General features: G+C 61.4%; 9 protein-coding genes. 3 read left to right on the forward strand and 6 right to left on the reverse strand.

The annotated features are described in order from the left end of the window. Nucleotides 1-334: 334 nt before the first annotated feature. On the forward strand, nucleotides 335-1,936 hold the full coding sequence (locus IRZ31_RS15970; RefSeq protein WP_297155397.1) for a hypothetical protein: 1,602 nt from the start codon (nucleotides 335-337) through the stop codon (nucleotides 1,934-1,936). A gap of 256 nt (nucleotides 1,937-2,192) precedes the next feature. On the opposite strand, the gene IRZ31_RS15975 is transcribed toward IRZ31_RS15970, so the two are convergent. Further along, nucleotides 2,193-4,505 carry a protein kinase gene (locus tag IRZ31_RS15975; protein ID WP_297155399.1) on the reverse strand — a complete coding sequence of 771 codons (2,313 nt, stop codon included), beginning with the start codon at nucleotides 4,503-4,505 and terminating at the stop codon, nucleotides 2,193-2,195. A gap of 323 nt (nucleotides 4,506-4,828) precedes the next feature. Beyond that, complete coding sequence (locus IRZ31_RS15980; protein WP_297155401.1) at nucleotides 4,829-5,728, reverse strand: YIP1 family protein; 900 nt, start codon at nucleotides 5,726-5,728, stop codon at nucleotides 4,829-4,831. 345 nt (nucleotides 5,729-6,073) lie between these two features. Here IRZ31_RS15980 and IRZ31_RS15985 point away from each other — a divergent pair, with 345 nt between their 5' ends. Both IRZ31_RS15985 and IRZ31_RS15990 read left to right on the forward strand, forming a co-directional pair. After that, a complete protein-coding gene (locus tag IRZ31_RS15985; RefSeq protein ID WP_297155403.1) occupies nucleotides 6,074-6,877 on the forward strand; it encodes a hypothetical protein in 804 nt (267 codons plus the stop codon). Next, nucleotides 6,877-7,074 carry a hypothetical protein gene (locus IRZ31_RS15990; RefSeq protein WP_297155404.1) on the forward strand — a complete coding sequence of 66 codons (198 nt, stop codon included), beginning with the start codon at nucleotides 6,877-6,879 and terminating at the stop codon, nucleotides 7,072-7,074. The genes IRZ31_RS15985 and IRZ31_RS15990 overlap by 1 nt, the downstream gene beginning before the upstream one ends. A 128-nt stretch (nucleotides 7,075-7,202) precedes the next feature. On the opposite strand, the gene IRZ31_RS15995 is transcribed toward IRZ31_RS15990, so the two are convergent. From IRZ31_RS15995 to IRZ31_RS16010, 4 genes are all read right to left on the reverse strand, one after another. Continuing rightward, nucleotides 7,203-8,606 (reverse strand): selenium-binding family protein, encoded by a 1,404-nt coding sequence (locus IRZ31_RS15995; RefSeq protein ID WP_297155406.1) that lies wholly within the window; start codon nucleotides 8,604-8,606, stop codon nucleotides 7,203-7,205. A gap of 199 nt (nucleotides 8,607-8,805) precedes the next feature. Next, nucleotides 8,806-9,981: a 2-isopropylmalate synthase gene (locus IRZ31_RS16000; protein ID WP_297155408.1), complete on the reverse strand. Its 1,176-nt coding sequence runs from the start codon at nucleotides 9,979-9,981 to the stop codon at nucleotides 8,806-8,808. A 323-nt stretch (nucleotides 9,982-10,304) separates the two neighbouring features. Further along, complete coding sequence (locus tag IRZ31_RS16005) at nucleotides 10,305-11,303, reverse strand: prolyl oligopeptidase family serine peptidase (protein ID WP_297155410.1); 999 nt, start codon at nucleotides 11,301-11,303, stop codon at nucleotides 10,305-10,307. Continuing rightward, on the reverse strand, nucleotides 11,230-12,273 hold a 1,044-nt coding region (locus IRZ31_RS16010; protein WP_297155412.1), incomplete at its 5' end, for an acyltransferase. The genes IRZ31_RS16010 and IRZ31_RS16005, both read right to left, overlap by 74 nt.

Below are 12,273 nucleotides of genomic sequence, written 5' to 3' on the forward strand. Positions count from 1 at the left end.
GGTTCTATGAATGCCTCTAGTACATACTAATATATAAATATTGGGAAGTATAAAAGGGTCCTTCAGTAGTTGCGTTCCTTGCAGAGAAGGAGTGAAATCAGAGATTTTGAGGCGTGAATCGGCGTTTATCTATTTGGATTGCTCTGGCTACTCCTCTGCCCCCTCTAGCAAGGGCTGTAGCAACATCGGAGGTACAGCATTGAAGGTATGGAGAATTTTTGATAAATATGATGTATTTGCGTTTATTGTTATTCTGCTTTCTTCTCTCCTGCGTTTTGCGCTGATCCTCCTGGGCTGGCCGCCTCTTGATAGCGACGAGGGAACAATGGGTCTGATGGCGCTGCACATTGCCTATCAGGGCGCTCACCCGCTTGTCTTCTACGGTCAGGACTACTTAGCTCCCATCGATGCCTATCTGGCGGCTTTCTTTTTCCTCATCTGGGGTCCCTCAGTTGTCACCCTGCGCCTGAGTGTATTGCTTCTCTTTTGCTTTTTTCTGATACAGATCTATTTATTGACTAGTCTGATCTATAACAAGCCGCTGGCGCTCTGCACTTTGCTCATCGTTGGAGCGGGTCCTGGTGAGGTGCTGTTTAGAGAACTTGAGGCCGCTGGAGGATCACCAGATGTCCTCTTCTTCTGTTCTCTCGTATTGCTGGTAAGCTGCTGGCTCGTTTTTGGCCGCCAGCGGCATATCGCGGATCAGAAGTCGTCGAAACGCTATGATGGGATCGCTCTTGGTCTATGGGGCTTTCTGGCTGGTGTGAGCATTTGGATCGATCCGCTTGTGCTGCCTTTCTTGGGGACTGCCTTTCTGTTCATCCTTCAGGGCTACCGCCAGCAGCTCAAGTCACCACTGCTCTGCCTCTGCTTAGTCAGTGGTTTCCTGCTGGGCCTGGGTCCCGAGATTATCTATAAGCTGACCGTTCCTCCCTCGCCATCCATTCTCTCTTTGCTTGGACCTGGCTATCACGAGCCTGCTTATCCCCCTATCGGACCGAGCAGCAAGCCGCCGTCTCAAAGCGGAGCGCTTCAGCCTTCCTTGCCCTTGCAGGTTGCCGGGGCCTTGTTAGTGAGTTTGCCTCTGGCAACAGGAGGCAACGCCCTGTGTACACTGGGGCCAAGCCGTGCCTGGCCATTGCAGGCCGATCCCCAGGCTCGCTTTTGCAGCGCGTTTCACGGGGTCTGCTCGCTCGGCTATCTTTTGCTCTGGGGCCTTGCAAGCGGCCAAGCTCTTCTCTCCTGGTGGCGCCTGCGACAGGCAGACGCACAAGCCAGACCCGATGCCTCTCATGCGCGCTATGTGGAGGGGGCCAGGCTCATGATTCTAGGGGGCGCTGGCGGCACCCTTTTTCTCTATTGCCTTTTCCCTCAAGCGGCGCTGACCCCCTGGCCTTCCTCTCGCTACCTGGTAGGACTGATCATCAGCATCCCGGCGGTGCTCTTTCCCCTCTGGCGTCTTGCCTTCTCGCCCTCGCGACGCTTGCGCTGCCGACTCCCTTTTCACGCGGTTCGGCTGGGGTCAATGGTAGCAGTGGTGATGGCGATCGCTACCTGGTGGCTGGGGAGTGTTCAGCTCCTAGCCCAGGCCCCTGGGGTTCAGGTGTTGAATAAGGAGCAGCAGGCTTTGATTGCTTTTCTGCAGAAAAGGGGCGCTACACGGATCTATACCGACTATTGGACATGTGACCGAATCGCTTTTCAGAGTAATGAGCAGATTATATGCAGTGTGCTCGATGCCGGCTTGCAACCCGGCCTGAATCGTTATCCTCCCTATAGCTCCCTGGTCCAGGAGGCCCCTTCTCCTCCTTACTATGTCTTTCCTATTGGTTCCCCTCAAGACTTGAGACTCCAGCGACTCATAGCACTCGGCTATCGTTATAGCCGTCTGACCTATACAAATTATGCCATCTATGAGCCGCTATTATATGTATAACTACCGCGGCATTTCGCTTCATCTTATAAAGATCTGGATCAGCCAACTGTACCAGGCTCAAAGGCTTCGCTCCTGGAAGGCAGAGCTGGATCTGTCATCTCGCTCAAGGCCGGGTGGGGCCTGGCGCAGTGCGGCGAAGGCAGCCCCAGACCAACCAGGCCCCAGAGCCTGACCAGAGCGAGAGCGATTCTGCGCGTACCTCACTTCCCCCCCAGCCCCCGCTGATAGGCTCAGTAGCTGACTGAGCGGCTGGCAGCTAGGAAGAGCCTGTGAGGCGCCAGAGAATGATGGTGTGATCCGTTGAAGCGGATGCCAGCCCCTGCTGGCTCCAGGCCACAGCGGTAACGCTGCCGTGATGGCCGCTATAGACCGTCTCGCGAGCCGCGGAGCCGTTGCTGCCTAGCGTCCAAACGCGCACGCGTTCGTCGCTGCACGCCGTCGCCAGGCGGCCTGGTGTTGTCGGGTCCCAGGCCAGCCCATTGACCGCCGCTGGATGGCTCAGACGCTCTTGAACGAGGCCCGAAACACTGTCCCAGACCACCACCTGGTGATCTGCCCCGCCCGAGGCCAGCTGCGTCCCGTCAGGGGACCAGGCCACGCTCAAGGCGGCGCCGCGGTGGCGGTGGTAGCTTTGCAAGAGGCGTCGGCTGCTCAGGCTCAGCGTCGCCACCAGACCGCTATCGAGAGCCACAGCCAGCGTCTCACCGCCGGGCGCGAGAGCCAGGGCATGAATGTGGGTCTTGAGCAGGCTGCGCGTCGTTTGGCCACTCAAAAGCAGCTCCTGGCCACCGTTGCCGAGCGTGCCAGCCAGCAGCACATCGCGCCGCTCGGTCCAGACCAGAGCGCTGACGGGTGCCCCCAGATCGTTAAACGTTTGCTGCAAAGCCCCGCTGGTTGTCCAGACCTGCACTGAGTGATTCTCTCCCCCCGAAGCCAGGAGGGTTCCGTCGGCGCTCCAGGCCACCGCCAGGATAGGGGTGGCCTGCAGGCTGTAGGTCAGCAAGGCACGGGCCTCGCTCGCCAGCCAGAGGCGCGCCGTCTGATCGCGTGAGCCTGAGACCAGGTGCGTCCCATCGGGGGACCAGGCCAGGCTGGTGACGCTATCCTGGTGCCCGTGCAGCACGGCCAGGGCCTGGGCCGGGCCCCTATTCAGGAAGAAGTAGAGGCCGGTGCCCACAACACCCACACCGACAACTCCTGCTGCCATCAGGGCCAGGGCGCTCCGCCGACTCATCTTCCCTCCACGGCCTGGCCCTGGCTGGGCCGGCGGCTGCGGCGGGCGCAAAGGGGGCTGGACCCTCTGACCCAGGGCTGTCCCTGGCAACGACTGGGGCTGTGTCGGAGGGGGTGGCCTGAGCTGCCCGAAGTCTGGGGAAGTGGCTGGCAAAGCTGAAGGAGCGAAAACGGTTGGGGCAGAGGCCGCTTCCTGGCGCTGCTGCAGGCTCAGAGGTGAGGGGGCTGCTCCTGGAGAACCGCCGAGCGCCAGCGGCTGGCCGCCGCGTGGCAGCTTCAACTGCTCAATCTTCTCCGCTGCGGGCCTGGTGGCGGACAGCACGGAATCTGGCGGCTCCTGCAGCAGCATGGTGCTCGCTGTCTCGGTATTGCCTGCTAGCTCCCCCTTCGTCGGCAGCCCAAAGAGTGGCTGCAGTGGCGACGGGCGACTATGAGCAGCATGGGCGAAGGCCGCGGCGAAAGCTCCCACCGAAGGATAGCGCTCCTGTGGACTTTTGGCCAGAGCGCGGGCAAAGACTGGCTCCAACTCTGCCGGCAGCGCCGGGTTGAAGGAGCGCAGCGGAGGCGGCTGCCGATGCAGATGCTGATGCATCAACTGTGCGGGATCGCCTTCGAAGGGCGTGCGCCCGGTCAGCAGCAAATAGAGCATGACCGCCAGCGCATACTGATCGCTTTCGGGACGCGCCTCACCGTCGAACTGCTCGGGTGCCATATAGAGAGGCGTCCCAAAAATGTGACTGGTAGCTGAGCTAAAAGAAAAAAACTTGGCCAGGCCGAAATCTGAGAGTAGCAGATGCACGCGCGGCCCGGCCTCGATGCGCAACAAGAAATTGGCTGGCTTGATATCGCGGTGGACAATGCCGCGATCGTGAGCGTACTGCAGGGCGGAAGCCGCTTGCTGAAGGTAGTCTTCGGCCTCGCTCAGAGTGAGAGGCCAGGCCGAGGGCAGACCTGGTGGCAAGGGAGGAACCTGGCTGAGCGACTGCTGGGAGGCCATACCCGCGCGGCGACGCAGCCAGTCCCAGAGCGAGCCTTCCGGGCGATACTGCATGACCATATAGGCGCGCCGACCCAGTTCGGTCTCTTCCTCTCCATAGCGATAGAGCGGCAGAATATGCAAATGATCCAGGCTTGCCACGGCGCGCGCTTCCTGTTTGAAGCGCTCCAGTGCCTTCTCAGCCTCGGGGAAGTCGCCGGCCTCGGCGCGTACCACCTTAATGGCGACCTGCTGGCCAATCATGGGGTCTTCGGCCAGGTAAACGGTGCCCATACCGCCGCTGCCGATAAACTGCTTAATGGTGTATCCCCCGATCACTGAGCCGATCAGTGTATCCACAGCCTTTGTCTCTCCTGCTCGTCAAGCGTTCGCTTAGCGGGGCTGCGTCTCATCCAGGGAGCGGGCAGAGCGCGCCTAGCAGGCCAGCCAGAAGACGGGCCACCGGCGAGGGAACCCATCTCTGACTTGCTCACTTGCTTGTATGCTGGCTCTGCCCGGAGCAGAACAGCCCATCCTGGCATGATAGCATGAGCCGGGCTGTCTGTCGACCGCTGCTGGCCCTGCGGAGGACCTGGCCTACCGATCTTGAGCGATTCTAGAGAAACGCTCTGGTCACGCTCGTCACTCTCCTCTCCTCTCCGACTAGCCGCCCTGGCTGCCGCTTAGTAGGTGGGGTTGAGTGCGGCGGCAATCATGGCTGCCAGGATGCTGATACCGCAGCAAGACAACAGCAAGAGACCGCCGACGGGGATCAGCACCGCGGCGCTCGCTGGACCGCCCTGCAGGCGCTGGCTGCCCATCGTCGCAAAAACGAGCAGAACAAGGGCATAAATGAGGGCGATGATCTCCACGATCAAGCCGAGAATGCTTACGAAGGGAATGATCCCAATGATACTGCAGATGATGAGGAGAGCCAGCAGCGGCCCATAGATGAGCATGCTACTGTAGCATTGCTGCAGAAAACTGCCCTGCCCCTTGAAGGCCCTGGCCAGCAGATAGATCAGCCCTTGAAGAATAAAGAAGCTGCCGACCAGTAGGATCAGGGAAATCAGCGCCGAAAGAAGAGAGCCGCCGACGCTGGCCGAGCCTGCCAGTGCTCTGTAAGAGCTGGGTAAGATGCTCACTAGCAAAGCACTGGAGGCCAGCCTGGTGAAGAAGCTAATGATGGCATACAGCACTGAGAATCCCAGCAGCTGTACCCAAATGATATCCCAGGAAGCCTTCCCCAGCTCTTGGGCAAAGGTCTCTGCCGACGGATGCGAGATCACGCGCATGTACTGACGTGGCAGCTCGCGCAGGGCCTGCTCCAGCGGTAGCGGCGTGGACATGACCGGTGGATAGGGGCCGGGCTGCCCGCCATAGTAGGTCGGTGGCATATAGGGGTTCACCGGCGGCTGCCCATAGCCATATGGGTTTGTCGCGGGTTGTGGCCCGTAGGGATTGACTGGCGGCCCATAGGGATTAGCGGGTGACGGCGTGGGTGAGGCAGGTGTCTCATAGGGGTTAGGTGACGGTGTAGGCTGCTGCGGCACTTGCCCCCCCTGGTTGGGGTCCCAGCTCATCGGTTTAAGCTCCTTTCCAGCTTCTCACAAGAGATCAATCAATCCATCGGATGAATGGATACAGGCTTCTCAATGATAACATAACGTTATAGGTTGCGTCTACTACAATTGCTCATCCCTCTGCTTGCCAGAGCAGTCGCATCATACCTATAATTAAGGAGAAAAACTCGCTCAGTGGCGCGTCCGTCTATTCGTCTCCTCTTCGCGTGTGTGCCCCTGTCGCTTCGCTCAGCACGGGGCCATCCCGCAACCGGTGACTGCCTGCGTGCGAGTCGGCCCTTCCTTGCCTGAGCGCGTTAGGGGCGGCTCTCATCATTGTTTAGACAGAAAGGGGAACAGCTCTCTATGGCCTGGGCGATTCTGACCGCTGCCTTCCTGGCCTCGGCGGTCGAATTTGTCGAAGCCTTCACCATTGTGCTCGTTGTGGGATTGACTATCAACTGGCGCAGCTCGCTGGTCGGAACTGCCGCCGCCGCCGCCACGCTGGCCTTGCTGGTGGGTGCCCTGGGCCTGGCCCTCGTCTACTGGATTCCGCTTGCGCTGCTGCGTCTCGTGATCGGCATCCTGCTTATTCTCTTTGGCCTCAAATGGCTCAAGAAGGCTATTCTGCGCTATAGTGGCCTCAAGCCGTTGCACGACGAGGAGGCCATCTTTGAGGAACAGATGGCAGCCCTGCGGGCGCGCGGCGAGCAGCCACGCCCGCGTCTGGAGCCGTTTGGCGTGGCGCTCTCCTACAAGACCGTCTTGCTAGAGGGGCTGGAGGTGGCTTTTATCGTGATCTCCTTTGGCAGTAGCGCTATCACTCCGAGCTGCAGCGCCGGCTGCGCCCTCGGCACGGCAGCCCTCGGCGCCAGCGCTGCCGGGCTAGTGGTGGTGCTCGTCGGGCTGCTGCTGCAGGCCCCGCTCAAGCGTGTCCCGGAAAATACGCTCAAGTTTCTGGTCGGCATCATGCTGACTACCTTTGGCACCTTCTGGAGCGGGGAGGGTTTGGGTATCAATTGGCCGCTAGAGGATGCTTTCCTGCTGGTGCTAGCCGCCTTCTATTTGCTCTGCTCCGCTCTGCTGGTGCTCTGGCTCAGGGACCAGGCCCGTCGGCGCGCCGCTCCGGGCTTCAGCTCCGCCAGTCTCCCTGAGAGAGGAGGCCGCTGATGCTGCCGCGATTGCTCAGGCCGCTGCGGGCCTTGTATCAGTTTATCGTGGGTGATCCACTCATTCTCAGTGGAGTGGTTCTGCTCTTTGTCCTGCTTTTGCTGCTGCCGGTGGGCCTGGCGCCGCTGCATGCCGTGCTCCTGGTAGTGGCCCTACCCGTGATTCTGGCCGCCTCGCTCTGGCGTGAGCTGCACTAGCGCCCTGGGAGAGGCCGACAAGATGTCAGCGAGATGGACCCGCGTGGAGCCGAGTACCTTGTCCCACGCGGGTCCTCCTCGTCGCAGAGGAAGGGAATAAAGCAAGGACAGTGGCCGCCTTGGGCGAGCTAGATCCAGATGTCTGAGGTGCAGTCACCGCCGGGATAGCGCATCTCATGTGCGCGCGCCGGTCCCGCTGGCTCCTGACCGAAGTCGACGTAGAAGTTCTCGTTGATCTTCATGCCGCCGTGCTCGGGATCGCAGTCGATCTGCAGCAGATAGGAGCCGCGCTTGGCCAGCTCGGGATAGAATTGATTGTCCCAGCTACTGTAGAGCGAGTTTGTCACGTAGAGCCGACGCCCGTCCAGACTCAGCTGCAGCATCTGCGGCCCGCCGACCAGCTCGTGGCCTTTGACTGGCTGGGCCTTGCCGAGCAGACCGCCGCACCAGACCTGGCCAGTCAGGCGTGGATGGGCCGGGTCGCTGATGTCGTACTGGCGGATGTCGCCGTGCAGCCAGTTCGAGAAATACAGGTAGCGGTCGTCCATCGAGACCAACAGGTCGGTGATGAGCGAGGGGACCGGGAAGGGCCAGCCCTCCAGTTCGACCGAGGGGACCTCGATCACCGGCTGCACCTGCCAGCTCCCATTGGCGCGCTCCCAGTGCCAGATGACGCTGCTGAGGGCGGCGCCGACGAAGCCATGTGTGCTGTCGGGATTGTGGTGGAAGCGCACTTCCAGCGGGATCAGCCCTTTTTCGCCCAGGTCGACGCTCTGGACGATCTCATGACGCTGCCAGTCCCAGAAATGGATCTGGCGCCCGTATTTACCAGCCTGGACATCCTCTAAATTGAAGCCATCGAAGTAGGTTTTGGGCGCCCCCCACTCGCTACTGACCATGACGTTGTGGCGCGGCTGATACCAGAAGTCGTAGTTGTAGCGCATAGCGTCGGCCTTCTGCTCCCAGCGCCCGGCGATGCGGAACTCCTCATCAAGCAGCAGAAAGCCGCCAGGTCCATTGCCCTCGCCATCGCCCAGCATCGAGATCATGACGTGCCCGTCGGGTAAACAGTGCACGGTGTGCGGGGCGCTCAGGTTGGTCTTGGCCTTGATCTCCTCCGGCTCAATGACTTTGTGCAGCCTGGGGGCCCGCTCGTCCTGGGCGTCGACGATGTAGATACGGCTGGAACGGTTGCCCGGGATGACCAGGAAGCGCCGCGATTTGTGGGCGTCGCCGTGGCAGGAGCTGCAGGCGTTCCAGCCAAAGTGGTGCAGCTCGTCGCCGACATAGGGCATCGCTGTGCGGTGGATGACCTGCGAGTAGGTGGGCGAGCCAGGATCAACGTCAATGGTGGCCAGGTAGTCAGGGGCTTCGATTCCTGTGCCAACGTGCAGAGCAATGGTGTAGAGCACCTTCTCGCGCGGCGCTCGGGTGGCCTCTTCAGGCGAGGCGTAGCCCGGACCGCAGGCCGCGCCGTTGTGCTCGTGATGCTCATGCTGATGGGCGTGCTCGTGATGTTCTCCGGCGCTCATGATTCTCTCCTCTGGCTTGGCTTATAGCCTATAGCCTCTGGCTGGCAGGCCGGCGGGCTGGGCGCCCTGGCTGGCTGATCAAGCTCAGGCCCGCCGGCGTTCGTTCCTACAACCCATTACATGATTTAGTTTATCCAGAAAATCAACAATATGCAAGGGGCAAAAAGCGCCGCCAGAACAGGCGGCGCCGCGACGAGCATTACTTCATTGCTGTTTCGGCGATGTAGCGCAGGTCCAGCTCCTCCAGTTCGCGCTTCTTCCCGAGCAGCAGCTTGGCCATCTCGAAGGCGCGATTGAGCTGCTCCTGTTCGAGGGTATAGCCCAGCTCGCGCATCTGGGCGGCGAGGGCGGCGCGGCCCGAGAGCTTCCCCATGCGGATGCGGCGGTCGTTGGCGCTCAGGCCGATCGACTCGGGGGTCATGATCTCATAGGTGCGGGCATCCTTGAGCACCCCATCCTGATGGATGCCGCCGCCGTGGCTGAAGGCGTTCTGACCCACGATGGCCTTAGTCCACTGGGGCTGCATACCCGAGTATTTGGCGATCAGGCGGCTGGTAGGAATAATCTTGGTGGTATCGACGCGCACATCCAGGCCCAGATCCGCCGAGCGTGTGCGGATGGCCATCACCACCTCCTCGGTGGCGGCATTGCCGGCGCGCTCACCCAGGCCGTTGAAAGAGGTATCGACGCGCTCGGCCCCGTTGCGCAGGCCCTCCAGGGCGTTGGCCACGGCCAGGCCGAGATCGTCGTGGCAGTGGGCCGAGATACGGATCGTCGGAAACTCGCGCTTGAGATCGGCGATCAGCTGGCCGAATTCCCAGGGCAGGGCGTAGCCCACGGTATCGCAGATGGTGACGAAGCGCACGCCCTCCTTGAGGATGGCTTCGCAGACTTCCAGAATGAAATCGTGCTCGGTGCGCGTCGTATCTTCGAGGGCGAAGTCGACGGTGTCGGTCAGGGTGCGGGCGTAGGCCACGGCGGTGCGGGCCATCTCCAGCACTTCCTGGCGGCTCTTGCCCAGCTTGACCTGACGATGGATGGGGGAGACGCTGATGAATGGCTCGATCACCGGGTGGGCGGCCACTTTGACGGCCTCCCAGGCGGCCTCAATGTCACCCCTGACGGCGCGGGCAATGGCGCAGATCTCGGCGTTCTCGACCTGCGAGGCGATCAGGCGCACGGCCTCGAATTCGCTCGGTGATGAGACCGGAAAGCCGACGTCCAGGGTATCGAAGCCCATGTCGGCCAATGCCCGGGCGATCTCCAGCTTCTCTTCGGGGAAGTAATTGACGCCGGGGGTCTGTTCACCATCGCGCAGGGTGGTTTCATAGAATTTGACGATGCGTGGTTGCGGTCGCTGTGGCTGGGTCGTCATTGTTCTCTCCTTACTGCAATGTAATACACTGTCTGCGCGCCCTTGCGCAGAGCAGCGAGTGAACGCACGAGAAGCAAGACAGGAGACGCTCGCCCAATTCCACCTGCGCCCATTTTCGCCCCCGCTTCCTCGTTCTTCCTCAGCTTCTGCTATTTGCCGGTCTCCCTGTCATCTGTAGACATTATATGCCTCTCGCTGAAGGGGGCGCAAGCGCCGCCCTGTCCAGTCCGCTTCCCGTCGGACAGGGCGGCGGCGTCTCGTCTCACCTCAAGCAGGCCTGAGAAGTGGCTGACGACCTCTCCCTTCCTTTCTTTCTGTTCCGCTCAGCGGTGCTGTGAGAAGAGCCAGGGGAAGAAGTCGCTGACGCGCAAGGGGCTATTCTCCAGCGAGTAGACGTAGCCCCAGACACCGTGTCCGGCTCCGGCGAACTCGGTATAGCGTGGATGGCCGCCAACGGCGCGCAGGGCGGCGATCATGTCGCGCGAGCCGCTGACGGGCACCACTGGATCGGCGGAGCCGTGGAAGGCCCAGATCGGCAGGTCCTTGATGCGCGCGGCCAGCGAGGGATCGCCAGCGCCAGCGATGGGAGCGGCGGCGGCAAAGAGGTTGGGCCAGCGCTCAATGGCGTCCCAGGTGCCGTAGCCGCCGTTCGAAAGGCCCGTGACATAGAGGCGCGTGCGATCGATGCTGTTGGCGTATGCCTGTAGCACTCGATCGAGCAGGGCCTTGGTGAGCTGGAGCGGGATACTCGGCTGAGCTGGCTGATGATAGGAGCCGCCGTTAATGGGGACGTTGACCCATTGCTGCCCCTGTTTCATTTGCGGGACCAGGACGAAGCAGGGCCAGCGCTGCTGGATGTGTGGGTTGGCCGGCCCCTGGTAGTCGCTGCTCCAGACGCGCACGTAGGACTGATTGAGCAGAAGCTGCTCATTCTGTGCAGCGGTATAGTTGGGCAGACTGCGCTCTCCTCCCCCGTGGAGGAGCAGGACCAGCGGGTACCGTTGCTGGGGATTGAGCGGCTGGGGGACATACAGGTAGTAGACCAGGCTGTTGCCCCCTTGCGAGAAGATGTGCGCGGTGAAGCCCAGGTAGTTGAGGCCAGGCAGAGCCGGCGAGAGCAGGGAGGCGCTGGCCGTAGGAGCCGGCGTCAGGCGCCGACTCGTCAGCGGCTCCTGCTGCTCATCGCGATGGGACTGGATTGCCAGCGGTGAGGCGACGCTGCGGCGCAGGCCGAGGGGGCCGCGCAGGCTATAGAGCGTGGCGCCCATCAGGCAGGCCAGGACCACCACTATCAAGACTATGGTTTTTGTACGCTTGCTCATAGCGGGCCAGTGCTCCAGACCGGAGATCTTGAGGCGTGGAAACGCCAGCGGCATCTGTGGGGCCGGTCTGCGAGACTGCCGGCGCGAGGGCGATGGTTACTTTTGCTGCTGGAGCCGGCTGCCTTCTGCCGGCGTCGGGCAGGGCCTCGGCTTTGCTCTCCTTCCTCTGACTCTGATGGCCAGCGGCGGCGCGATGCCGCGGCCCCGCGCGTCCTACCAGACGGCTAAGCCAGGGCGTGTACATCAGCGCACTGCTGACTGCCAGCGAGAGCGCGGCAACGGCACACCAGAGCAGGACCACACGCAGGGCCACGGGCCAGCTGCCTGGTAGCAAGGGTAGCAAGCGGCCAAGCAGTTGGTTGAGGATCAAGACATGGATCAGGTAGACACCAAAGGAGGCATCCGAGCAGAGGCCCCAGAAGCGCACGCTCAGGCGCTTGTTGACCTCCTGCCCGGGCAGACCTGCCAGTCCTCTTGCCCAGCGGGCGCAAAGCCAAAGGGCCAGGCCGATAACCGCTACGCTATAGAATACCATACTTGGCTGTAAGACAGAAGTAGCATAGCCCATTGACTCGTGATAGACGCTGATCTGCTGGGCAAAGTGCACCCAGAGGGCCAGCAAAGTCAGGGCGAAGAAGCCCATGATCAGGCGCGCGTGCCGCAGGACAAAGCTGCGTACCTGCTCGAAGTGGAGGGCTGCCAGTCCGCCCAGCACAAAGTAGAACTGATACATCAGGACGAAACGATCTTGATAGACGGCCACCGTGTGCCAGAACGCGTTGCCGCTGCGCTGCACTGTATGGTAGTCGACGTAGAAGAGCAGGACCTGTAGCACTAAGCTGCCGAGGAGCAAGAGCCAGGGATGGCGATCCCAGCGTTTGAGCAGGCCCATGAAGAGCGGGAAGATCAGGTAGAACTGGATGGTGAGCAGAATATAGTAGAGCTGATAGGAGGCGTTGCCCGTCGCCAC

The sequence above is a fragment of the Thermogemmatispora sp. genome, from assembly GCF_019683635.1.
GTDB lineage: Bacteria > Chloroflexota > Ktedonobacteria > Ktedonobacterales > Ktedonobacteraceae > Thermogemmatispora.